Genomic DNA, 25,194 nt, shown 5'->3' on the forward strand with positions numbered 1-25,194 from the left:
CCTTCATACGAAAGCTGTTTTTTTGTGTTATTATTCATTCCGTAATACGGTAAAATATCGAGCATCAGGGTGAGCAAAAACCATCGCAGATACTGATGCCTCTGGTTCCATCATAAATCCTTCTGTTAAGTTTACTCCAATATCTTCAGGCTGGATAAGGGAGAATAGTTTTTCTTGATCATCAAGCTCAGGACATGCTGGATAACCGAACGAGAACCGTTGTCCTTGGTATTTCGCTGAGAAGCGGTCCTTCATTGTAAAATCAACAGGATCAGGGAAGCCCCAACGGTCACGCATTTGTCTGTGAATAAGTTCAGCTAAACCTTCAGCAGTTTCTAAAGCGAGAGCCTGAAGAGCATGGCATTCTAAAAATCTCCCTTGTTCCTTTAAGTTTTCAGCAATTTCACGTACACCTGGTCCCGCCGTTACGGTAAAGAAACCAACGTAATCAGATAAACCACTGTCGACAGTTTTGATAAAATCACTCAAACAAAGGTGTGCCCCCACAGCTTGACGAGGGAAATCAAATTCTTGTAACACCTTTTTTGGTTCTTTAGGATCATAGATAATGACCTTATTTCCATCGCTTTGAGCAGGGAAGAATTGGTAGACAGCCTGTGGCTTAATCCAATTATTCTTTTTTGCATCCACGATTAATTGATTGACCATGTCATTAATTTTTACTGTCTTTTCATCACCAGCGGCAAGGAGTTTTTCGATATTTCCTTTAACACCAAGATGATGACCAATTAACATCTGCTTATTGATATAAGGTTCAACATGGTCCATCGTATAGCTTTTCACAATATGACGGTCTGTATCTTTTGGGACATAAACCGGGACATCCGTTCTTACACTAGAAACGACTTTCACAGCTGTTGCAACCGTGCTTTTCGATACTTGAGCAGGTGATTGAGCTAAGTTGTTTCGTTTTGTTTCTTTTTCTTGAACCAATTTATCAAAGTCTTCAGGATTTTGGACTTGATTAGCAAGGTCTAACCCATTCATGGCGTCTTTAGCATAAAGAACGAGTCCTTCGTATTCATTTGAAATTTTTGTATCTGTAAATTTACGAGACAAAGCAGCTCCCCCTACTAAAATAGGGATATCAATACCTGCTTGCTTCATATCATGAGCTGTAATCACCATCTGTTGAGCTGATTTAACCAATAATCCAGACAAGCCAACCATATCTGGTTCTTCTTTCTTGATAGCTGCTACAAGTTCGGCAGGGGCAACCTTTATACCTAAGTCAATGACTTCGTAGCCATTGTTACTTAAAATAATATCAACCAAGTTTTTCCCAATATCATGTACGTCACCTTTTACAGTTGCTAAGATAATCTTTCCTTTTGTTGAACTGGAACTGTTCGTTTCCATATGTGGCTCAAGGAAGGCAACTGCCGCTTTCATGACTTCAGCACTTTGTAGAACTTCAGCTACGATTAACTGATTATCGTTAAAGAGACGCCCAACTTCCTTCATTCCATCCATTAACGGTCCATTAATAATATCAAGTGGGGCGGGATATTTTGTTAAGGCTTCATCTAAATCTGGTAGCAAACCTTCCTTTGTTCCTTCAACGATATAGTAGGCCAGACGCTCCTCTAATGTCATCGATGGTATTGTTTGCTTAGTTTCTTTCTTCTTGTCTCGATAAAAATCAGTAAACGTTGCGAGAGTTTCTTCATTAGTATCGAACAAAAGCTTTTCAGCTAGTTCTACTTCTTCCTTGGAAATAGAAGCAAACCGTTCTAGCTTTTCCGTATTGACAATGGCATAATCTAAGCCTGCCTGAGTACAGTGGTATAAAAAGACAGAATTTAATACTTCTCTTCCAACAGCAGGTAATCCAAAGGAAACGTTACTAATTCCAAGAACAGTTTGGGTTTTTGGGAACGCTTCTTTAATTCTTTTAATTCCATCCACAGTTGCTTTTGCTGAACCGATATATTGTTCGTCTCCCGTTCCAACAGGGAAGACAAGCGGATCGAAAATAATATCTTGTGGTTGAATTTTATACTTATTAACGAGTAAATCATATGATCGCTTTGCAATTTCTAGCTTTCTCTCAGCCGAAACACCCATTCCAATCTCGTCAATCGTTCCTACTACAATAGCAGCTCCATAACGATGTATTAATGGAGTAATCGCCTCAAAACGCTCTTCACCATCTTCAAGATTAATCGAGTTGATGATGGCTTTCCCTTGGGAATAGGTTAAAGCTTTTTCGATGACAGCATCATCTGTAGAGTCAATAACCAGAGGCACCTTTACTTTTTTGACAACTTCCTTAATAAAGCCTTCCATGTCTTGAATTTCATCTCGGTCAGGGTCGGCAAGACATAAGTCAATAACGTGAGCACCGCCCTTAACCTGAGCGCGAGCTACTTCTGCCGCTTCTTCAAATTTTCCCTCTCCAATTAATCGCTTGAACTTTCGAGAACCGATAACATTCGTTCTTTCTCCAACCATGATTGGACGTAATGTTGGATCATCATAAATAAAAGGTTCAATCCCTGAGACCATATGAGAAGAGTTTTCGGTAGCCTTTCGCGGTTTGTATTCTTTCATAACCTCTGAAATGGCTTGAATATGTGCTGGGGTTGTACCGCAACATCCCCCAACAATATTTAGCCAGCCTTCTTTAGCAAATCCTGCTAGCTTTTTAGCCAAAATGTCAGGTGTTTCATGATAATGACCTTCCTCATTCCGGTAGTCCTGCATTTGGATAGCAAATGACAGAAGTTGAGGCGAGATTTGAAAGTGAGCGTATATGGTCCTGCATAAATTCTGGACCAGTCGCGCAATTTAGCCCAACAGCAACAGGATTCATGTGCTGAACCGAAATATAGAAGGCATCGATGGATTGACCCGCAAGAGTGGTACCCATCGGTTCAATTGTCCCTGAGATGATTAACGGCAATGTTTTTCCTGTTTTTTCAAATGCACGTTGTATTCCAACAAAGCCAGCCTTTACATTTAATAAATCTTGGCTAGTTTCAAGTAAAAGTAAATCGACATCTCCGTCGATTAAGCCTATCGCTTGCTCTTCATAAGAGTCTGCGAGGGCATCAAAAGTCGTTCCGCCTGTAACACTTAACGTTTTCGTAGTAGGACCCATCGAGCCTGCTACAAAACGTGGTTTTTCAGGGGTCGAGAGTTGGTCTGCGGCATTCCTGGCAATTTGGGCAGCTTTTTTATTAAGCTCATATGCCTTATGTCCAAGCTGGTACTCATCTAATACAATACTGGTTGATCCGAAAGTATTGGTCTCAATAATATCTGCACCAGCCTGTAGATATTGCAAATGAATTCTTTCAATGACATCAGGTCGAGTGAGGGTTAAATTTTCATTACAGCCTTCATATTGCTCTCCGCCAAAATCCTCAGCAGATAAATTCTCTTCCTGAAGCATCGTTCCCATCGCGCCATCCATAATGAGGATCCGTGATTTTAACTGATCAGTAAATGATGCTCTGGACATCTTGTTTCCCCCTTGCTAATTTTGCGATTCTCTTGTTGGTATAGTCTGCTAATTCGACAGTTAGCTCATAGCGAAGGAATGGTGTAATAAGGTAGATGCCGTTGAAAAGCTCTAATGCCGTATCAATTAACGACTTTGTAATAGCTAAACCTTCTAGGGCTGCTTGAGCAGGGTCATCCTTGTACTTCGCAATGGTTTCTCTGATTGAATCAGAGATTTTAATGCCAGGTACTTCATGATGTAAAAATTCCATGTTTTTATAGCTAGTTATTGGCATTAAGCCAATGTATATTGGAGCACTAATATGTCGGGTTGCTTCATATACCTCTATTAATTTCTCTTCAGAATAAACAGGTTGGGTAATAAAATAATCTGCTCCATGAGCGATTTTTTTCTCCATTCTAATGACGGCTTTTTCTACTGATCGAACGTTTGGATTAAAAGCCGAAGCAACGGAAAAAGTGGTTTTTTGCCCTAATTCTTTACCAGAAACACTTACGCCTTCGTTTAACTGCTTAATCATCGAAATTAATTCGAATGACGATACGTCGTATACCGACGAGGCACCAGGGAAATCGCCAACACGAGCAGGGTCGCCTGTAATCGCTAATACATCCGTTAATCCAAGTGTAGAAAGTCCCATTAAATGAGATTGTAAGCCGATAATATTACGATCACGACAGGTAATATGGATTAAAGGTCTAAGTCCAATTTCTGTTTTTACCAAATGTCCAATGGCCGAATTTGAAATCCGTGGTGAGGCAAGTGAGTTATCCGCAAGGGTAATGGCATCAATTCCCACTTCCTTTAATGCTTTTGCACCCGCGAAAAATTTGGTCGTGTCTAGCTTTCTAGGTGGATCCAACTCAACTAAAATTGAATGGCGTTTTTTTACGATTTCGTGTAATGCTGGAATTTCCCTAATGGTTGCAACCGGCTTAATATCAATTTTTGGTGGTTGCTGCTTCGTTACCTTTTCCGTAATGGGTGGTACGTTTCTAAGTGCTTCACTAAAAGCACGGATATGCTCAGGAGTTGTCCCGCAGCAGCCACCAAGTAATCGTACCCCTTGATCTCTAAACAATGGAGCAGAATTTTTAAAGTACTCAGCATTTCCTTCATAGTGAAAAACACCATCAGTAAAGGTTGGCAAACTTGCATTAGGATAAGCCGATAAAAATGAATGCTTTGGAAGAGGAACCTCTTCTAATGCCTTTAACATATGATGAGGACCAAGTCGACAATTAAGGCCAACGACATCCGCACCTAATTGCTCCAATCTCAAAAGCGCTTCTGCGATAGGGGTATGGTCCTGCATGAACCCAACCTCCTGCATCGATAATTGCGCAACGATTGGAAGTTCTGTTTCTCTCCTAGCAATGGCCAAAACCGTTTCAATTTCCTCGAGGTCATAGTAAGTTTCTAGGATGATCCCATCTACACCCTCAACTAGTAAGGAAAAAAGCTGTTCTTGAAAGCTTTTTTTAATTCCTTCAAGGCTCACACTTTTGGGTTTAATCCCACGGTTTCCACCAATGGTTCCAAGAACATAGGTTTTACCTTCAGCAGCTTTTTTTGCAATTTGAACCGCCGCTGTATTAATTTCTTTTACTGATGATTCAAGACCATATCTTGCTAATTTTAACGCATTTGCTGCATACGTGTTGGTTTGAATAATGTCGGCACCAGCATTAATATAAGCACGGTGAATGGAAAGGATTTGTTCAGCATGGGAAAGATTTAGTTCCTCAAGACAGCTGTCCTTTCCATATGAATAAAGCAGGGTGCCCATTGCACCATCACCTATAAGTATTTGATTTTCTAATTTTGATAAAAAGCTCATTTTACACCTCTAAAGGTTTATCGGCATGATCATGAATGGCTGATGTGAAATCAGCGATAAGATCATCCGGATTTTCTAGTCCGACTGAAAGACGAAGCAATTGATTGCTAATCCCTCTTTGTAATCGTTCTGCTTCCGGCATTGCAGCATGTGACATTTTGGCTGGGTAGGATAGAATGGATTCAACTGCCCCCAGGCTTACAGCAAATACTGGTATTTTTACATTCGCTATAAATTTACGGAAAATTTCTTCATTTTTCAATTCAAATGATAACACAGCACCTGCATCTTTGGCTTGCTTAGCTTGGATATCATATTGCGGATGGTTTGCTAAACCAGGGTAGTATACTTTTTCTACCCAATCCTGCGATTGTAAAAACTCTGCAATTTTTTGTGCAGCCTTGACGGAGTGTTGTAGTCGCACATGTAAGGTTTTTAACCCTCTAAGTACAAGCCAAGCATCCTGTACGCCAAGTACAGCCCCAAATGAGTTTTGTAAAAAGCCTAATCTTTTTGCTAATTCTTCATCCTTGACGACAGCTAGTCCAGCAACAACGTCACTGTGACCTGACAAAAATTTAGTGGCACTATGAAGGACAACATCAGCCCCAAGTTCAAGTGGTTTTTGGCTGGCAGGTGTTAGAAAGGTATTATCGACGAATGTAAGAGCGCCGCATTTCTTTGCTAGATCACTAATCGCTTGTATATCCGTTACCTTTAATAATGGATTTGAAGGCGTTTCAACATAGAATAATTTTGTATTAGGTTGAATGGCTTTTTCAACTTTTTCGAGGTCAGTCATATCAACAAATGTATGTTGAATGCCAAGTCTAGATAAAACCTCGGTTACCATACGGAAGGTACCACCATAAACATCCTCAGTAATGACTACGTGATCATTCTGTGAGAGAAGGAGAAAGGCAGTTGAAATAGCTGCCATCCCAGATGCAAAGGCGAATCCTTTTATACCACCTTCTAATTCGGCAATCACATCCTCCAAAGCTTCCCGAGTAGGGTTTAAACTTCTTGCATAATCATATTTTCCAAACTGATCGACATCAAACTGATGGAAGGTTGATGCATGCTGAATGGGCACACTCACTGCCCCAGTGTTCGGATCAATTTTATGGCGATTGTGAAGCAGTCTTGTTTCAAATGTGTAGTTTGTCTCCATTATACCGCAACCTCCTTTTTAGCGTGTGTAAGCGCGTGTTGTAAATCATTAATGATGTCTTCTGAATCCTCTAGGCCAACTGAAAAGCGTAAAAGCCGATTACAGACACCCGTTTCCTCACGAATGTGTTCAGGGATGTCGGCATGTGTTTGTGTCGTAGGGTAGGTAATAAAGCTTTCAACGCCTCCTAAGCTTTCTGCAAATGAAATCAGCTTCATGTTTTGTAGGAAGGGATTTACCCAGGCTGCATCTTTAATACGGAACGAAACCATTCCACCTTTACCAGGGTAAAGGACATCGATTACATCTTCGTGTGCGGATAAGAACTCCACGACTCTTTTTGCATTTTTTTCGTGTCGTTCCATCCGAAGTGATAATGTCTTCATGCCTCGAATCAACAGCCAAGAATCAAACGGGCTTAATACAGCACCAGCGGCATTATGAAAGAGGGCAAGTTTATCACAAAGTTCTTTGCCCTTTGCGACGATTAGACCGGCAAGAACGTCATTATGACCACCTAAATATTTTGTAGCGCTATGAATGACGATATCGGCTCCAAGTGTAATTGGTTTTTGCAGGAGCGGTGTATAGAAGGTATTGTCAACGATTAGTAAAATATTGTTTTCATTGGCGATTTTCGCAACTGCGCCTATATCGGTTTGCTCCATTAACGGATTCGTTGGTGTTTCAATAAAGATTGCTTTCGTTCTTGGAGATATGTATTTCGTAATCTCCTCAGGGTTTGTTGTATTCACATAATGGCTCGTTAAGCCCCACTTTTTAAAGCCTTGTTCAAGGAGTCGGTAAGTTCCACCATATAAATCTTTGGATACAATCCATTCGTCCCCTGATTGGAAAATCGATAATATGGTAAGGATGGCGGCCATGCCCGAACTACAGGCATATCCTTGGTCGCCAGCTTCTAGCTCTGCTATCGCCTGCTCCAAAATTTTTCTAGTTGGATTCCCAGTTCTTGTGTAATCAAATCCGGTTGATTGTCCAATTCCTTCATGTCGATATGCAGTAGAAAAATAGACCGGTGGATTTACTGTTCCTGTTGTTTGTTCACTACGATTTCCAATTTGCGCTAGCACAGTATCAATTTTGTACAAAGCCGCCACTCCTTTTCAAGTAAAAATAAAAAAGTCTTCTTTCTAAGAAGAAGACTTAAGTGTAGTTGGGACATTTAGCCATTCTCCTTATCTTTCAAGTTTTTACAACTTGCTGGACTTAGCACCTTTTCAATGATAAATCATTGATGGTTGCTGAGGTTTCATCGGGCCATACCCTCAACCTCTCTGGATAAGAAATAAAAATATTTTATTTTTTTAAACTTTACTATATATATAGTAATAATGTCAATTAGTTTATAAAAATATTCTGGGAAATCAATAAATATTCTCAATTAATTTAGGAAGCTTTATTACTTGACGCGTATTGTTTACTATTTTATGCTCAGTTACATAATTATAGTAAAAATAGCGTAGTGAAGAATGGGGATTGAAAATATGCTTTCAATAGAAGTAAAAGATATTTTAAAAGAAAAGATGACCATGATTAATATAGATAATAAACCAGCAATTTGTCTCGTCGGTCCAGTCAAATTACCCGTGCAATTAGGTGATAATGTTGTTACATTTAAATGGTACTCTTGGTTAAAATTAAAAGAGGAATACATAGATAAAGAACAGATTCTCGATTCACTTTCCACTGCCCGTTTGGCTGATTTACAGCAATCATCCATTTTAGTTTATGGAGATTTTGAACACAGTGAGCAATCGTTCGTTAGGTTTCATAGCATTTGTCATACGGGTGATATTTTTGGCAGCAAACGCTGTGACTGTGGATATCAGCTTCAGCAATCACTGAAAATGATTGTTGAGAATGGACACGGCGCATTGTTTTACTTGGCTAATCATGAAGGAAGAGGAATTGGCCTCTTTTCAAAATCATTAGCGTATTTATTGCAGGAACAGGGAATGGATACGGTTGATGCCAATCACGCATTAGGTTTTGAAGATGATTTAAGGGCTTACGATGAGCCATTGTTCATATTACGAGCCATGCGATCAAAACCAGTTGTCCTTATTACAAACAACCCGAAAAAGCTTCACGCACTTAAAGAAAAAGGTCTTTCAACTAATTCTCACATGCCGCTTTGGGGTGGAATTAGTGAACACAATGAAAAGTACTTAGAAACGAAAATCTTAAAATCTGGGCACATCCCAGAACAAACGCGAATACCTAGTTAAGGAGCTATTAAAATGAAAACAGACCAATATTTTATGAATATTGCCTTAGAGCTTGCCGCCACGGCAAGAGGGAAAACGAATCCAAATCCACTCGTAGGGGCTGTTATTGTTAAAGACGGGATGATTGTTGGCTCGGGTCTGCACCGCCGGGCAGGTGAACCACATGCGGAGGTGCATGCATTTCGTATGGCAGGAGACCATGCAAAGGATGCTACTTTATATGTTACGTTAGAGCCTTGCTCCCACTATGGAAAAACTCCTCCTTGTGCAGAGCTTGTGAAGGATTCAGGAGTCAATCGGGTGGTCGTTGCCATGCAAGACCCTAACCCACTAGTAGCCGGTAGAGGTATTAAAATCCTTCAGGATGCTGGAATAGAAGTAGAGGTTGGTGTGCTGGAGCAGGAAGCCCGCTTACTAAATGAACGGTTTATTCACAATATGGTCAAGAAAACTCCGTTTATTATATCAAAGGTGGCGATGACCTTGGACGGCAAAATAGCCACCTATAATGGGCATTCCCAATGGATTACGGGAAGCGAAGCCAGAAGCTCCGTTCACCAACTACGCAATGAGGTAGATGGAATCATGGTTGGGATTGGGACGGTATTAGCTGATGATCCACAGTTAACAACAAGGCTTCCTAACGGTGGTAAAAACCCGGTTCGGATTATACTTGATACAAATTTAAGGTTACCCCTTAACGCTCAAGTTACGGAAACAGCGGATGCATCGACATGGGTTATTACAGGTGAGGATGTTAACGAGCAAAAAGTTCAAGAGTTAAAGGCAAAGGGACTTGAAATAATCTCTGTTCCTATTGCAGAGTCAGGACTAGATCTACCGAGCGTGCTAAGTGAATTATATAATCGGGGATTAACCGATGTATTGTTGGAAGGCGGAAGTGAATTAAACGGAACATTTTTACAAGCAGGTTTAATTAATAAATACTTGATCTATGTTGCACCGAAATTTATAGGTGGGAGAAATTCAAAAACACCTTATGCCGGGCCAGATTCAGAAACAATGGATGCAGCAATAAATGTTGATTTTCATTCTATTGAACAAATTGGTAGCGATCTTTGTATCACTGCTTATCCGAAAGGTGAATAACAATAATACTAAAAAAATTGACATATTTGTGAACAAAGAATATACTTACCTAAGTAACTATTTCAATGAATGAAGTAGTTACTTTTTTTATTAAATAATTACCTAGGTAAGAGAAAAGGAGGGGATCAATTGATTATTGAACATGAATTATTTCATCAAGTCCATCAGCTTTCTAGAAAGTTAACGAAAAAACTAAACGAAGTACTGCAACCATTTGGTTTATATAGTGCACAATGGTCCGTTATTTATGTTTTAAAAGAAAAAGGGACTCTTACGCAAAAGGAACTTTGTGATTACCTATCGGTAGAGGCTCCTCCGATGACAAGGACGATTATGCGGTTAGCAAGACAGGGGTATATAATTCAAGAATCAGGTTCTGATAAACGCAAAAAGTATATTAAATTATCGGAAAAAGCTCTTCTTGCTTTTCCTGAATGGGAAAAAGCGGTCATGAATTTGAATTACCAATTAAGTGAGTCACTTACAGAAGCTTCAAAAAGAGAATTAACTGCTCTTTTATCAGCATGGTTTAAACAATTATAAGCGAGGCGTAATTTTTATGAACAAGAATCAAACATTATGGACAAAGGATTTTTTATTGATAGCTGGGGGAAACTTTTTTGTTTTTCTGGCCTTTTACATTTTCCTAGTAACGTTACCGGTTTATGCAATTAAAGAATTTCACAGCAGTAATGCAAATGCAGGGTTGCTGACTACAGTATTTTTGGTCTCAGCTATTGTTACCAGACCATTTGCTGGATACTGGTTAGAGCGCTTTGGTAAAAAACGAACGCTAATTAGTGCACTAATTATATTTTCGGGTGCATCGTGCTTGTATTTTTTTCCTAACTCACTCTCTACTCTACTATTACTTCGACTTTTACATGGGATTGGCTTTGGAATGAGTACGACAGCCACCGGTGCGATTGTCGCTGATATTCTCCCAGATTCACGCCGAGGAGAGGGGATGGGCTACTTTGTCTTATCCAATAATGTTGCGATGGTCGTGGGCCCTTTTATTGGGCTTACAATCATTAATCAATTCACAACGTCGATGCTATTTACAGTTTGCCTAATAAGCTCTGGATTAGCTTTAATATGTGGTTTTGGTATCAAACTACCTAAACAAAAATCGTCTGTTGTTCCATCATTTCAATTGAAGAATCTATTTGAACGATCTGCCATTCCTATTTCAATTCTAGGATCCTTGTTAGGGCTCGTCTATGCTTCCATTCTTTCCTTCGTTTCTGTCTTTGCAGTTGAAGTGGGTTTAGTGGAGTTATCAAGTTGGTTTTTTGTTGTATATGCGCTTGTGTTACTTTTATCCAGACCGTTTACTGGCAAATGGTTCGATTTATACGGTGAAAATTGGATTATTTACCCCGCACTGTTTTGTTTTGCTGTTGGCATGTATGTCCTTGGATCGGTACATTCCGCCTTTGTTTTTATCCTTGCGGCTGCATTAATTGGGTTAGGGTGGGGAACGGCTTCACCTAGCTTCCAAACGATCGCTGTTCAATATGCAAAACCAAAACAAAGGGGAATGGCTACAGCCACCTATCTTTCTATATTTGATATTGGAATTGGAGTAGGTTCCTATGTCGCTGGACTCGCAATTAATGAAATTGGCTTTCACCAAATTTACCAATCAAGTTCAATTATTATTTTACTCGGGATTGTTATTTATTACATGATTCATGGACGGAACATGACTGCATATCGAAAAAAGGTTCAAAGTCATTAGTTCTTAAATTAGACACAATTAATGACAGAAAATTTGGTATATAATGAATATATAGAAGAATTATGACGGAGGGAAGTAGAGGAATGCATGAACTAAAGCACAGTTCACACCGTTTTTCGACTTATGAGGAGAATGTCCTTTTTCTCAACGAGGATGGTATAGATGTTTTTCTTACTGGAGCAAGATTTCAACATTGTTTATCCTGTGCAGATTTAGATCTTCAGGTTGAAAACAAGGAAATTATTGAATCTGCCCTGTCCGAAAAACGTAGGCATCCGCAAAGCTTCAATGATTTTTCATATATGGATTTTTCTTAAACCGATTTATTCGGTTTATTTTTTTGCTCAAAAGAGATACAAAAAAATAACACCGCTGTTAGCTAACTAACAGCGGTGTTGATAATTGATTACCCTTTTTTAAATGGTCTTAACCCACGTCGTTGAATTTCATCCTTCAAAACTTTAATCCAATCCTTATCCTTATCCGACTTCAATGCATCACGATACGAGACGATTAATTGCTCATTACTCATAATTTTCACTTGCATGCCTCCTCGGTTTTAAGGAAATATTATTAAGTTTGAATTTATTGTAAAGGTTTTTCAAGGTTTTGAAAACCCTTATTTTTATTTCAATTGTATGAAATTAATTTCAAAATTGGTAAAATTCAAATATTTTTACCAAGTAGATCCAACTGAGATTTAACCCTGGAAATGAACAATAGGGTTGCTGTTTGTCCTATCCATTCCTTATAATAAATTAGAAATAGATTTCTAAAGGAGTGTCACATCTTGATTCATAATAAATGGCATGATCGCGAATCAATCAAAAAAGTAACCTGTGTTCATACAAATGCAAAAAAATATGTGGTTAATCAAGTATTAACAGAGGGCAAAACGTATGAAGTAAAAAACGAGACAGATGAATTTTACTTTATCATTGATAATTCAGGAAAAGTTGGCGGGTATTACAAGGAATATTTTCAAGAAGTATAATAAGAAAGGCTGTTAGCATTCGAGCTAACAGCCTAAGAATGAAGCCAAACTCAATGGAAATTGAGTTTGGCTTCATTTTTTATTTGATCTGTTGCAACGGACATCTGTTCCGCTAATTTCACAAAAAGTGTTGTTTTGATAGGCTAAACGGACAACAGGTTCGTTATTTGATCATTATTTGGCATGATTCAGTGGTTATTATATTAATAGGGTATCCTATGTCCACATATGACCAACAAAAGGTTATTTTTATCAAAATAAGATACTCTATGTCCGCTCAATAACTTAGAGTGAAATCTTACTTTTCTAGCGATATATTTTTAGCTGTTTTTGGTTGGTACATTTTACGCCCAAGCATTGTTTGAAGGATTAGAAATAATCCTCCTACAGTCCAATAGAGCGGCAGGGCTGCAGGTGCATTTAGCGACATGAACACAATCATAAAAGGGGATAGTAGTCCCATCATTTTCATTTGTTGCTGCTGTTCAGTTGGGAGATTAGATTGTGATACTTTAAACTGATAGTAGTAAATCACACCAGCTAAAAGCGTAATCCAAATATCTGAATGACCTAAGTTAAACCATAGGAAGGTGTGGCTCGCTATTTCTTTCGAACCTCTTATTGCATAATATAATCCCATTAAAATAGGCATTTGGATAAGTAAAGGTAAGCAGCCCATTCCTAACGGATTTACCCCATGTTTTTTATATAATCCAAACATTTCCTGCTGAAGCTTTTGCTGTTCAACTTTATCTTTTGTTGCTTTAATTTTTTCTTGAAGTTCAGACATCTCAGGTTTTAGTGAATCCATTTTTTCTTTCATTTGCTGTTGGCTTTTGTATTGTCTTAGCATAAGTGGCATTAACACTAAACGAATGATAAATGTAATGAATATTATCGCCAATCCATAGCTGCCTTGAAAAAGATTAGCCAATCCGTGAATACCTGTTGCAATCGGTCCGACTAATATTTGATGAAATAGGCTGCTATTATCTTGTGCGCTCGCTGCTGAGCAACCTGATAAGAATAAGGTCACAGTGGCAATGATGGAAAAAATAAGCGTTGATTTTGAAAGTTTCATGATTTCCTCCTAGGAAAAATTATTTTTTCTATGGTTGAAGGAGAATCATTGACGCTTCTTGATCATCACCCGTTCCCGTTTTATTACGAATGAACTTGATAATCCAGATAAGAATCTGATTTGGAGCAACTCTGCTTTTCTTTTGGATCTGTATATCATTGGTCGTTAATTTAACTTGTACTTTTTTTGTAAATATGTCGATATTGGCTTCTTGTAAAGACCATACTAAAAAGAGTTTAATAAAAAGACCAAGAACAAGGCCTGCATATATGGAATATAGACCATAGCTATTTGAAAAATCCAGAATATATTCAAGCATTATTCTCACCTCTTTTTTTACACTAATGAATTGAGTATATAGAATTAAATGATTTAGAACAATGGAAAATAGAAGAAAACAATAAATTATATACGAACGTATTGAACAATTTGTTTCAAAAAATGAATATAAATATGATTTCATAGAAAAAAAGGTGCATTTCCGTTTGGAAAAGCACCTTTACTTTATTATACCGTAACGGTTTGTTCTGTAAGGATTTTATAGGCCTCTGCAACCTTTTCGTCACTTGGCGGTTTAACATCCTTAAGTGGATATTCCATTCCAAGAGCTTCCCATTTATATACACCGAGCATATGGTAGGGGAGGATTTCGACCTTTTCAACATTTTTCAATGTAGAAATAAACTGTCCCATTTGGTTAAGATCCTCAATATCATCGGTGATGCCAGGTACTAGAACATGCCTAATCCAACCGGAATTTGGCGTTCTGATAGAAACTTAGCAAATTCTAAAATATGGTCATTTGGCATACCGGTTAGTTTGATATGCTTTTTTCGGTTAATGTGTTTCAAATCTAGCAGGACTAAATCTGTGTAATTCAACAATTCGATTAGCTGGTCTTGGAACTGTGGTGCTGTTGAAAAGCAACCACCAGAGGAGTCAATGGTAGTGTGGATTCCTTCTTTCTTACATTCTTTAAATAATTCTAGTAAGAAGGGGAGTTGTAATAATGGTTCTCCACCACTTACAGTGATTCCTCCGCCAGATGACTGAATGAACGGTAAATAGGAGCGTAGATCATTCATGATTTCAGAAACAGACATTTGTTTTCCTGTACCTATTTCCCACGTATCCGCATTGTGACAAAATTGACAGCGCAATAGACAACCTTGCGTAAAAATAACGTACCGAATTCCTGGGCCATCGACAGTACCAAATGTTTCAATTGAATGAATGTTTCCGAGCATAATGAGCTCTCCTTCCGTTAACAGAGAACCTTCCACTTCGCATGAAGAGGAAGGTTCATTTTTAGTTTGCTAAAATTTTATTACATTGTTTCGTGGAATGTTCTGTTAATAACGTCTAATTGTTGTTCTTTTGTTAGTTTAATGAAGTTAACAGCATATCCAGATACACGAATCGTTAATTGCGGATATAATTCTGGGTGCTCCATTGCATCAATTAATGTTTCACGGTTAAATACGTTAACATTTAAGTGGTGACCAGTTTTAATTGAATATCCGTCAAGGATCGAAACTAAGTTTTGAATACGGCTTTCCTCATCCTTACCAAGTGCTTTCGGTACGATAGAGAACGTATTAGAAATACCGTCTAATGAATATTCATAAGGAAGCTTAGCAACAGATGAAAGTGATGCTAATGTACCTTTTGTATCACGGCCGTGCATTGGGTTTGCACCTGGTGCAAATGGCTCACCTGCACGACGTCCATCAGGTGTGTTACCAGTTTTCTTACCGTAAACGACGTTTGAAGTAATGGTTAGAACTGACATCGTATGCAATGAATCACGGTATGTTTGATGTTTACGTAATTTTTTCATAAAACGTTGAACAACATCAACAGCGATATTGTCAACTGCATCGTCGTTGTTTCCGTATTTAGGGAAATCGCCTTCTGTTTCAAAGTCAACAGCTAGACCATTTTCATCACGAATCACTTTTACTTTTGCGTGTTTGATCGCACTTAATGAGTCAGCTACAACACTTAAACCAGCGATTCCTGTTGCCATAGTACGAAGAATTTTCGTGTCATGAAGCGCCATTTCAATACGCTCATAGCTGTATTTGTCATGCATATAATGAATAATATTAAGCGTGTTAATGTAAAGTCCAGCTAACCATTCCATTGTTAGGTCAAAGCTTTCCATTACTTCATTATAATCAAGGTATTCAGACGTAATCTGACGGTATTTAGGACCAACTTGAATTTTTAGTTTTTCATCAATCCCGCCGTTAATAGCATATAATAAAGCTTTTGCTAGGTTAGCACGTGCACCGAAGAATTGCATTTGCTTACCAATTTCCATTGCAGATACACAACAAGCAATTCCATAATCATCGCCATATTCTGGGCTCATGATATCATCATTTTCATATTGAATTGAGCTTGTTTTAATAGACATATTTGCACAATATTTCTTGAAGTTTTCTGGAAGCTTAGATGACCAAAGTACTGTTAAGTTTGGCTCTGGAGCTGGTCCAAGGTTATCAAGTGTATGAAGGAAACGGAATGAGTTCTTAGTTACTAAAGGACGGCCATCAAGCGCCATACCACCAATTGATTCCGTTACCCAAGTTGGGTCACCACTGAATAAATCATTGTAATCCGGTGTTCTTGCAAATTTTACAAGACGAAGCTTCATGATGAAGTGATCAACGATTTCTTGAACTTCTTCCTCTGTTAATACACCATTCATTAAATCTCTTTCGATATAAATATCTAAGAAGGTTGAAACGCGTCCAAGGCTCATTGCTGCACCATTTTGTTCTTTAATTGCAGCTAAATAACCAAGGTATAACCATTGGAATGCCTCTACTGTGTTTTGCGCTGGAACGGATAAATCAAATCCATAAGCAGCACCTAGTTGCTTTAATTCATTTAAAGCACGAATTTGCTCGGAAATTTCTTCGCGAAGGCGAATGTTTTCTTCGCTCATTACTGAAGATGTACCAGCTAAGTCTTTTTTCTTTTCTTTAATTAAGAAATCAATACCGTATAAAGCAACACGACGGTAGTCACCGATAATACGTCCGCGGCCGTAAGCATCTGGAAGTCCTGTAATGATAGCAGATTTACGAGCAAGCTTCATTTCATCTGTATAAGCATCGAATACACCGGCATTATGTGTTTTACGGTAATCAGTGAACGTTTTTTCAACTTCTTTATTTAATTCAAAGCCATATGATTCACAAGCTTGAGCTGCCATACGAATTCCGCCAAATGGTTGCATTGAGCGTTTGAATGGAGCGTCAGTTTGAACGCCGACAACTTTTTCAAGATCTTTATTAAGATATCCAGGACCATGAGATGTAATGGTTGATACAATCTCTGTGTCCATATCTAAAACGCCGCCGTTTTCACGTTCTTGTTTCGTTAAATCCATAACCTGATCCCAAAGCTTTGTTGTTGCTTCTGTAGGACCTACTAAGAAGGAGTCGTCTCCTTCATAAGGCTTAAAGTTTTTTAAAATAAAGTCTCGTACATTAACTTCCTTTGTCCATGTACCTGCAGCAAAATTTTTCCATTGTTCCATCGTAAAAGCACCTCTTTAGGTAAAAAGTATATAACAGTTTCGATGAATTTATCTTACATTTATTATAACAGAAATCATGTGAGAATTATCACAGTTTTTCATAATAAATTTTTATTCTAAATGATAAATGTTGATATATAGCGGTTTATAAGAAATTGACAAATTGGTGAACTAATAAAAATCACTCGAAATATTAAACTGTACTATAATTGAAAGCGTTATTTCAAAAACTGTTATACAAAAACTAAAACCTGTTTTTATATGGTTAAAGTTAATATTATTATTCCAAAATCTTTGGGTAAGAATAATGGGAATTTTTCTAAATCCCTGTTAACCATTGCAGTAGTAACGTCTATTTCGCAATCAATCGGAAAGGGTAACTTAGGTCAAAAAAAAGAACAGAGTAACAATCTCTGTTCTTTGGCTTTATCGTTTGTAATTAATCGACGATGATATAGGCAATCATTGGTCCATTATGTTCCTTATCAGGATGAGTTAAACAAATTAATCGATAAACTCCTTCTTCATTAAATTGAAGTGGAATAACGGTTTCCTTATTCTGGGTTACCGTTCCTTTAATTTTAGTCCCTTCAATTATAAAAGGGTGCTCTCTACCATTAATACCGAAAATCTTTAGGCGAATGTTTTCTCCTTTATTTATAAAAATAGTTCCTGGATCCCACCGATAGGCTTCAATTTCTTTCCCATCTACTGTTTTCGCTTTAAATTCTCCTGTTACCAGGTGAATATCTCGAACCTTCTCCTCATACTGATTTATCGTAGTGACTGATTTTTTTGAACCTGAAAGGATCCAAATGGACGTGACAAAGATTGAACAGCAAAGGATCAATAGAATTGCGACTGTTTTTCTCTTGACGATAAAAAAATGCATGAAAACACCCCCGAATTAGTAGTCCACATAACAATATATGCAGGTATGAGGAGAAAACTTGTCCAAAACTTTCCCCATCATCAAAAGAAAAAAGCTCGATTAACTTGGTCGAAAACGTGGTAAAGATGATAGCTTCCTAAAATAGCGTAAGGAATAGGAGGGCTGACTATGAATAAAAAACTAAAACAGAATTTACGGCAATATCAATATTCTGGCCAACACCTGAATGCAAAAGGATGGATTCAAGAGGCAGCGCTTAGGATGCTAGCAAACAATATTGATCATGATGTCGCTGAGAATCCTGATGAGCTTATTGTATATGGCGGGTTAGGTAAGGCTGCTCGAAATTGGGAATGCTTTGAGGCCATCATTGATTCCCTGTTAACACTTGAAGAAGATGAGACACTGCTGATCCAGTCAGGGAAACCAGTAGCAATATTTAAATCGCACCGTGATGCCCCCAAGGTCCTATTAGCCAATTCTAACCTTGTACCTGCGTGGGCGAATTGGGAAACATTTCATGAATTAGATCGAAAAGGGTTAATGATGTATGGACAAATGACAGCAGGAAGTTGGATATATATCGGCAGCCAAGGAATTATTCAAGGAACCTATGAGACATTTGCCGAGATTGCACGTCAGCATTTTGGTGGTTCGCTAAAGCACACCATTACATTAACTGCTGGTTTAGGGGGGATGGGTGGTGCTCAACCACTTGCAGTGACCATGAACGAAGGGGTGTGTATTGCTATTGAGGTGGATTCTAATCGAATCGCACGACGGATCGCAAGCCAATACCTTGATATAAAAGCAAACTCATTGGATGAAGCGATCCGGTTTGCTGAAGAAGCAAAGGAACACGGGCAGCCACTTTCGATTGGATTGGTTGGGAATGCGGCTGAACTTATTCCAGCTCTGATCAAATTAAACTTTATACCCGATATCATCACAGACCAAACGTCTGCACATGATCCGTTAAATGGATATATTCCGATAGGATTGACCACAAAAAAAGCGAAGGAACTTCGGAATACGAACCCCGATGAGCTGGTAAGTAAAGCAAAACAAAGCATGGCGATCCATGTTCAAGCGATGTTATCGATGAAGGAAAGGGGAGCCATAGCCTTTGATTACGGGAATAATATTCGCCAGATTGCTTTTGATGAAGGAATTAAGGCAGCCTTTGATATTCCAGGCTTTGTTCCTGCCTATATTCGCCCATTATTTTGCGAGGGTAAGGGACCGTTTCGTTGGGTCGCATTATCGGGGGATCCAGAGGACATTTACACAACAGATAAAGCAATTCTAAATGAGTTCAAGGACAATGAACCCCTGTGTAAATGGATTAGGATGGCACAATCAAAGATTAAATTTCAAGGCTTACCTGCGCGCATTTGCTGGCTTGGTTATGAAGAACGGGCTAGATTTGGAAAAATTATCAACAATTTAGTAGCAAAAGGTGAATTAAAGGGTCCTATTGTCATCGGTCGTGACCATTTAGATTCTGGTTCTGTTGCATCCCCGAATCGAGAAACGGAAGCAATGAAGGATGGGAGCGATGCTGTTGCTGATTGGCCAATACTTAATGCGATGATTAATGCTGTCGGTGGGGCAAGCTGGGTCTCGCTTCATCATGGTGGTGGTGTAGGAATGGGCTATTCCATTCATGCGGGAATGGTTATCGTCGCAGATGGAACCCTAGAAGCGGAAAAGAGACTGGAGAGGGTGTTAACTACGGATCCTGGCATGGGGATTGCGCGGCATGTTGACGCTGGCTACCAAGAAGCGATTGATTTTGCTCGAAAGCACAAACTAAACATTCCAATGATGAATCGTAAGGAGTAGAAAAAATGGAAAATCGGCCAATATTTATAAAAAATGCTTCTCAGTTGATCACAATGGCTGGCTATTCAACTTCTCCTGCAAAAAAAGAACAAATGAATCAGCTTTCGATAATCAAGAATGGAGCCATTTGGATTGAAAATGACAGAATTAAAAAAGTGGGTACGACCCCAGAATTGCTGCGTGACTATCACAATAAACTGCCAGAAGCTTATACGATTGATGCAAGAAACAAGGTGGTCCTACCTGGTTTGATCGATCCACACACTCATTTAGTGTACGCGGGGTCAAGAGAACAGGAATTTGAGCTCCGCCTGCAAGGAGCAACCTATATGGAAATCTTGCATAAGGGTTGGGGAATCCATGCTACCACGGCTAGAACCCGTGCTGCATCTGAAGAATTATTAGTAACAGAAGGATTACAAAGACTCGATGTATTTCTTCGTCATGGTGTCACGACAGTAGAAGTAAAGAGTGGGTATGGACTTAATTGGGAAACAGAGCGCAAACAATTAATAGTAGCTGCCAAAATGAATCAATTACATGCTATTGATGTTGTGCGAACGTTTATGGGAGCACATGTCATCCCAAAAGAATATAAAGACCAACCAGATCGATTTGTTGATGAAATTATCGAGGAAATGTTACCTCAAGTGTCAGCGGAAAGCTTAGCGGAATTTAACGATGTGTTTTGTGAACGGGGCTTGTTTACGCCCGAACAGTCCTTGCGAGTTTTAGAAGCCGGTAAAGAATTAGGCCTGATACCAAAAATCCATGCTGATGAAATAGAACCATATGGTGGGGCAGAAGTGGCGGCAGCTGTGGGTGCCATTTCAGCTGATCATTTAATGAAGGTATCTGATCGTGGAATTCAGAAATTAGTAGAAAAAGGAGTCGTAGGAGTTTTGCTGCCGGGTACAGCCTTTTTCCTAATGGCGGAAATGGCAAATGCAAGAAAATTAATTGATAGTGGTGTACCGATTGCCTTATCAACAGACAGTAACCCTGGGTCCTCACCAACCTGTTCCTTACCATTTATTATGAATCTTGCCTGTTTTAACATGAGGTTAACCCCAGCAGAAATTATCACAGCTGTAACGATAAATGCTGCACATGCCATCAATCGTCATCATGAGATTGGTAGCATTGAAGTCGGAAAAAAAGCCGATATTACAATCTTAAACACTCCTGACTATTTACATTTATTCTATCATTATGGACACAATCTCACCGATACGGTTTTGAAATCAGGAAAAGTGGTAATGAAGGAAGGGGTATTATGCAAAGCTTTCCCTTAAATCCTCCGCCGTTTTACTGGAAGCAATCACGTTCCAGTCCAGATTTAAGAGTTCATGAGTGGATTCATCAAATGGAAGGACATGATCATTTTTTATCAGATCAAAAATGGGATGTAGTAATGGTCGGTGTGCCGCTATCAAGAACTTCAATTTCACCATCGGCCGCATCTGAGTTTCCCGAGGCATTTAGGCGATCTTGGAAAAGCTTTTCAACCTATAATATTGATTACGATCTAGATATTCAAAGTCTTTCTGTCGCCGATTTAGGAGATGTGTCTATACATGTAACAAATAACCAAAAGAGTCATCAAAATATCAAAATAATAAGCAAATGGATGCGGAGTACATTTACCGGCAGTTTTCCTGTTGCCATCGGAGGAGACCACTCGATTACAGCCATGCTTGTGGCTGGGATAAAAGAATGTGAACCTTCAACTAAAATTGGAATTCTTCAATTTGATACTCATTTAGATTTACGTGATTTATTGGATCATGGACCGACGAACGGAACACCCATCCGAAATTTAATTCAATCGGGTATTGTCGCAGGTGACCATGTTTATAATATTGGAGTTCATGGCTATTTTAACGCTCCTTCCCTTATTCAATATGCGAAGAATCAGGGGGTTCATTATATAACACTCAGAGAAGCTAGAAAATGTGGAATTCAAAGAACAGTAGAAAGGGCATTGAACGAGTTATATGACAAGGTGGATTTTATTTATTTGACCGTGGATATGGATGTACTTGATATAGGTGTTGCCCAGGGTGCTCCTGCTTCTACTCCTGGAGGCATGGGGACGCATGAATTATTTGAAGCTGTATATATTGCTGGTCAGTGTCCAAAGGTAAGGGCAATGGATATTGTTTGTTTAGATCCACTACGGGACGCCAATTCACAGGCGACCGTTAAAGCTGGAACGCATGTGTTTTTATCCTGTTTATCTGGAATATTTCAAAGGAAGACTAATGGGAACGATCCTACAAAAAACTCCACTGAGTAATTAGCCATTCTCGTTAGGAATAGCCAACAGCTACAAAACTATTTATAAGCAGTGCGATTTGTATTCCAAATCCCATTGCTTTTTTATTTGTATATCGAGGTTTTTAGCGCTTTGTTTATGAAACTAGACTGTTTCTTTAGCTTGAGCTGCATTCCCTAATTTTCTAATCTGTTATTTAAATTTTCCGTGGCCTTTTAGTCCTACAATTATGCGAACAAGTAAAAATCCACACACCGCTCCGAGACCTCCGCCAATGATAGCCCCGATTTGTCCAACTGCTTCGTATCCACGTAATCCATTGAATACAAAGTTTTCGTAATCGTTACCACCTAAATTCATCCCTATAAACAATCCGATGATAATACCGGCAATAAAGAATAGTGAAAATATAATGGTTAACATTGCTCGCCATGTTCGATTAACTTTTCTTTTTAAGGAAGAATAAAGAAAATAAATAATAAGTACAGGGAGTAACAAGGGTATTAAGAATTCCATCCAACTTCCCCCCGAAAAAACGTTTATATCTCAATAATTCGACCAAAGTATTGTTATTCCCTATTAGTTTTAAAATTTTCTTAATCATCTCTATAAGCCGAATCTGTCATTTAACAAGTGTCTATTGCTTGTATTTCATTTATATAACAATTCGATAAAATACGACAAATATCTGTCGATTTTTGCTAAAATAAAATTTGTTATTTTAAAATAGTAAGGTGTGTTATCTCGTGCGAAAAATATTCATAACTTTGCTTATCGTATTGAGTTTTTGTACAGCTCAAGCTCCAGTGCTTGCCCAGCATCAGGATGATCTACAGCTGAAAAGTGAAGCAGCTGTATTGATGGATTCCCAAACTGGCGCCATATTATATGGAAAAAACGCGACCGAAAAAATGTATCCCGCTAGTCTTACAAAAATAGCAACCGCTATTTATGCAATCGAAAAAGGTAATTTAAACGATATCGTCACAGTAAGTGAAAATGCCTATAATACAGAAGGAACGAAGGTTTATTTAGAGATCGGGGAAAAGGTGCCCCTGCATCATTTACTTCAAGGCCTGTTAATTAATTCAGGAAATGATGCTGCCGTCGCGATTGCTGAACATTTAGATGGCAATGTTGAAAATTTTTCCGTTAACCTTAATGAATATTTAAAGGATAAAATTGGTGTTAAAGATACTCATTTTGTCAATCCACATGGTTTATACGATGAAAATCATTATACTACTGCTGCAGATTTAGCAAAAATCACAAGCTATGCAATGAAAAACAAAGACTTTAAAGAAATATTTGGCACAAAAGAATTAACATGGGATGGACTTACTTGGGATACCACATTAATTACCCACCATCAAATGCTAAAAGGAGAAATCCCATATCCAGGTGTTACCGGCGGGAAAACTGGTTTTGTGAACGAATCCAAACAAACACTGGCTACCACTGTTGATAATGGGCAATTGCAGTTCACTGCAATTGTATTAAAAACGGATTATAAACGTGATATTTATAATGATACAAAACAATTATTTGATTATGGTTTTCAACATTTTAAACGGTCGCAATTAGCAGAATCAGATACATTTAAAATTCAAGATAAAGTGTTTAAACCAAGGGGATTAGTACTAATAACCGAACCTATCGAAGGGGTTAAATACGAGGTTTCAAATAAAGGCATGCTGCGTGTTCAAACACCAGAAAATGAAACCATTCAAGAAATTCAATTAGTCCCAAATCAAAAACAACTTAAAAAGCAAAAGGTCATCCCTTCATCAGAAAATAACGCCCCGTTTAAAAGCATGAATGTGTTTTTTGGGACGATTGCTGTGTTGGCGACTGGAGCGGCATTTAGTGTAAGAAAAAAGTAAAATAAAAAACGTGCTACCTGTTGGAACAGTCAAATCCTTTAGTTAAAGAACCCAATACTAAATATAAAAAGCAGTGCGATTCCTTATGAAGAAACGCACTGCTTTTTTGGTCGTTTATGAGTAGGAGAGCACAAAGGATAAGCAACTATGTTCTTACTTTATAATCGTGGTTAGGATTAGCATGAAAAACGAAATAATTATTATGGTAATGACAAATAACCATGCTAATTCTACTTTTCCTGATTCTAAAGCAACATAAACAGCGATCGGTATGGTTTGTGTTTTGCCAGGGAGATTTCCGGCAAACATAAACGTCGCGCCAAATTCCCCAAGTGCTCTCGCAAAGGCAAGGATAAAACCAGACACGATAGATTTTATTGAGAGTGGAAGCGTAATCGCTAACAAAACCTTTATGTTGTTTGCACCATCAATTCTTGCTGCTTCTTCAATATCGCGATCAACCGACTGAATACCAGTCTTAGCAGATTGATACATTAAGGGGAAGGAAACCACAATGGCTGCAATCAATGCTGCCCACCATGTAAACATAATGGATTGTCCAAATAATGCTTCAAAAAATTGTCCAACTGGACTTTGTACTCCGAATACCATAATTAAAATAAAGCCAACTACGGTTGGTGGTAGGACAAGCGGAAGAAGCATGATCGTTTCTAAAACGATTTTCCCACGGAAATTTTTTTGAGTCATGAATATCGCCGCCGCAATCCCAATGATAAGGACAATTAACACAGCGACAGAAGAAATTTGAAGTGATAGTTTTACTGGTGTCCAATAATTTTGATTCAACTTTATCATTCCAATACACAAATTCGATATTTTAATAAAACATAGTACGAATTATATCGAATAACGAGCGAAAGGAACAGTATTTCATTGAGAAAAAAAGCAGTATTAAGGGAAATTGAAAAAGACTAAAGCCATTTTTTGAGATCGTTAGGTCCAGATTAGTCTGAGTGGATCAAAGCTAGATTATTGAACGGCCATTGATTTTACCCACTCTGTTGATTGGAGTGGAAGGCGCGAAGACTCCTGCGGGA

At 38.4% G+C, this 25,194-nt stretch carries 20 protein-coding genes, 2 pseudogenes and 1 riboswitch; of the genes and pseudogenes, 10 read left to right on the forward strand and 12 right to left on the reverse strand.

Features of this window, described 5'->3' with window-relative positions; genetic code table 11:
• Positions 1–30 precede the first annotated feature (30 nt).
• The 4 genes and pseudogenes from metH to RGF10_RS10040 all read right to left on the reverse strand — a co-directional run bounded on the left by metH (position 31) and on the right by RGF10_RS10040 (position 7,616).
• A pseudogene (gene metH, locus RGF10_RS10025) lies at positions 31–3,487 on the reverse strand (methionine synthase).
• A complete protein-coding gene (locus tag RGF10_RS10030) occupies positions 3,465–5,330 on the reverse strand; it encodes a bifunctional homocysteine S-methyltransferase/methylenetetrahydrofolate reductase (RefSeq protein ID WP_318508885.1) in 1,866 nt (621 codons plus the stop codon). Before RGF10_RS10030 ends, metH begins: the two are co-directional and overlap by 23 nt.
• 1 nt (position 5,331) lies before the next feature.
• Positions 5,332–6,504 carry a cystathionine beta-lyase gene (metC, locus tag RGF10_RS10035; protein ID WP_412176695.1) on the reverse strand — a complete coding sequence of 391 codons (1,173 nt, stop codon included), beginning with the start codon at positions 6,502–6,504 and terminating at the stop codon, positions 5,332–5,334.
• Positions 6,504–7,616 (reverse strand): methionine biosynthesis PLP-dependent protein, encoded by a 1,113-nt coding sequence (locus RGF10_RS10040; protein WP_318508886.1) that lies wholly within the window; start codon positions 7,614–7,616, stop codon positions 6,504–6,506. Before RGF10_RS10040 ends, metC begins: the two co-directional genes overlap by 1 nt.
• 84 nt (positions 7,617–7,700) lie before the next feature.
• Positions 7,701–7,813: riboswitch (SAM riboswitch) on the reverse strand.
• A gap of 199 nt (positions 7,814–8,012) precedes the next feature.
• Here RGF10_RS10040 and RGF10_RS10045 point away from each other — a divergent pair.
• From RGF10_RS10045 to RGF10_RS10065, 5 genes are all read left to right on the forward strand, one after another.
• The gene (locus RGF10_RS10045; RefSeq protein WP_318508887.1) at positions 8,013–8,756 is read left to right on the forward strand and encodes a GTP cyclohydrolase II; all 744 of its coding nucleotides are present in this window, start codon (positions 8,013–8,015) and stop codon (positions 8,754–8,756) included.
• A 12-nt stretch (positions 8,757–8,768) separates the two neighbouring features.
• Positions 8,769–9,866: a bifunctional diaminohydroxyphosphoribosylaminopyrimidine deaminase/5-amino-6-(5-phosphoribosylamino)uracil reductase RibD gene (gene ribD, locus RGF10_RS10050; protein WP_318508888.1), complete on the forward strand. Its 1,098-nt coding sequence runs from the start codon at positions 8,769–8,771 to the stop codon at positions 9,864–9,866.
• A gap of 129 nt (positions 9,867–9,995) precedes the next feature.
• Positions 9,996–10,409 carry a MarR family winged helix-turn-helix transcriptional regulator gene (locus RGF10_RS10055; protein ID WP_318508889.1) on the forward strand — a complete coding sequence of 138 codons (414 nt, stop codon included), beginning with the start codon at positions 9,996–9,998 and terminating at the stop codon, positions 10,407–10,409.
• 16 nt (positions 10,410–10,425) lie between these two features.
• Positions 10,426–11,610 (forward strand): MFS transporter, encoded by a 1,185-nt coding sequence (locus RGF10_RS10060; protein ID WP_318508890.1) that lies wholly within the window; start codon positions 10,426–10,428, stop codon positions 11,608–11,610.
• A gap of 83 nt (positions 11,611–11,693) precedes the next feature.
• Entirely contained in the window at positions 11,694–11,927 is a 234-nt protein-coding gene (locus tag RGF10_RS10065; RefSeq protein ID WP_318508891.1) for a hypothetical protein, read from the forward strand.
• Positions 11,928–12,016: 89 nt separating this feature from the next.
• Here the strand turns inward: RGF10_RS10065 and sda are convergent, their stop codons facing one another.
• On the reverse strand, positions 12,017–12,142 hold the full coding sequence (gene sda, locus RGF10_RS10070) for a sporulation histidine kinase inhibitor Sda (RefSeq protein WP_248278391.1): 126 nt from the start codon (positions 12,140–12,142) through the stop codon (positions 12,017–12,019).
• A 258-nt stretch (positions 12,143–12,400) separates the two neighbouring features.
• On the opposite strand from sda, the gene RGF10_RS10075 reads away from it, so the two are divergent.
• Positions 12,401–12,604, forward strand: a complete 204-nt coding sequence (locus RGF10_RS10075) for a DUF6501 family protein (protein WP_318508892.1) — start codon at positions 12,401–12,403, stop codon at positions 12,602–12,604.
• Between the two features lie 298 nt (positions 12,605–12,902).
• Here the strand turns inward: RGF10_RS10075 and yidC are convergent, their stop codons facing one another.
• The 5 genes and pseudogenes from yidC to RGF10_RS10100 all read right to left on the reverse strand — a co-directional run bounded on the left by yidC (position 12,903) and on the right by RGF10_RS10100 (position 18,130).
• A complete protein-coding gene (yidC, locus tag RGF10_RS10080; RefSeq protein WP_318508893.1) occupies positions 12,903–13,685 on the reverse strand; it encodes a membrane protein insertase YidC in 783 nt (260 codons plus the stop codon).
• 28 nt (positions 13,686–13,713) lie between these two features.
• Positions 13,714–14,004 (reverse strand): hypothetical protein, encoded by a 291-nt coding sequence (locus tag RGF10_RS10085; protein ID WP_318508894.1) that lies wholly within the window; start codon positions 14,002–14,004, stop codon positions 13,714–13,716.
• Between the two features lie 188 nt (positions 14,005–14,192).
• Positions 14,193–14,932, reverse strand: a pseudogene (gene pflA / locus RGF10_RS10090) (pyruvate formate-lyase-activating protein).
• 80 nt (positions 14,933–15,012) lie between these two features.
• Positions 15,013–17,238, reverse strand: a complete 2,226-nt coding sequence (pflB, locus tag RGF10_RS10095; protein WP_318508895.1) for a formate C-acetyltransferase — start codon at positions 17,236–17,238, stop codon at positions 15,013–15,015.
• Between the two features lie 439 nt (positions 17,239–17,677).
• A complete protein-coding gene (locus RGF10_RS10100) occupies positions 17,678–18,130 on the reverse strand; it encodes a cupredoxin domain-containing protein (protein WP_318508896.1) in 453 nt (150 codons plus the stop codon).
• A gap of 168 nt (positions 18,131–18,298) precedes the next feature.
• On the opposite strand from RGF10_RS10100, the gene hutU reads away from it, so the two are divergent.
• Genes hutU through RGF10_RS10115 form a run of 3 tightly spaced genes read left to right on the forward strand, consistent with a single transcriptional unit; the run spans position 18,299 to position 22,274 of the window.
• The gene (gene hutU, locus RGF10_RS10105) at positions 18,299–19,975 is read left to right on the forward strand and encodes a urocanate hydratase (protein WP_318508897.1); all 1,677 of its coding nucleotides are present in this window, start codon (positions 18,299–18,301) and stop codon (positions 19,973–19,975) included.
• Between the two features lie 5 nt (positions 19,976–19,980).
• On the forward strand, positions 19,981–21,270 hold the full coding sequence (gene hutI, locus RGF10_RS10110; protein WP_318508898.1) for an imidazolonepropionase: 1,290 nt from the start codon (positions 19,981–19,983) through the stop codon (positions 21,268–21,270).
• The gene (locus tag RGF10_RS10115) at positions 21,252–22,274 is read left to right on the forward strand and encodes an agmatinase family protein (protein ID WP_318508899.1); all 1,023 of its coding nucleotides are present in this window, start codon (positions 21,252–21,254) and stop codon (positions 22,272–22,274) included. The genes hutI and RGF10_RS10115 overlap by 19 nt, the downstream gene beginning before the upstream one ends.
• 171 nt (positions 22,275–22,445) lie before the next feature.
• Here the strand turns inward: RGF10_RS10115 and RGF10_RS10120 are convergent, their stop codons facing one another.
• On the reverse strand, positions 22,446–22,769 hold the full coding sequence (locus RGF10_RS10120; RefSeq protein WP_318508900.1) for a hypothetical protein: 324 nt from the start codon (positions 22,767–22,769) through the stop codon (positions 22,446–22,448).
• Between the two features lie 230 nt (positions 22,770–22,999).
• Between RGF10_RS10120 and RGF10_RS10125 the strand changes: the two genes are divergently transcribed.
• Positions 23,000–24,136, forward strand: a complete 1,137-nt coding sequence (locus tag RGF10_RS10125) for a D-alanyl-D-alanine carboxypeptidase family protein (RefSeq protein WP_318508901.1) — start codon at positions 23,000–23,002, stop codon at positions 24,134–24,136.
• A 153-nt stretch (positions 24,137–24,289) separates the two neighbouring features.
• On the opposite strand, the gene modB is transcribed toward RGF10_RS10125, so the two are convergent.
• Entirely contained in the window at positions 24,290–24,952 is a 663-nt protein-coding gene (modB, locus tag RGF10_RS10130) for a molybdate ABC transporter permease subunit (RefSeq protein WP_318508902.1), read from the reverse strand.
• Positions 24,953–25,194 lie beyond the last annotated feature (242 nt).

Source organism: Bacillus sp. T3 (assembly GCF_033449965.1).
Lineage (GTDB): Bacteria > Bacillota > Bacilli > Bacillales > Cytobacillaceae > Bacillus_BU.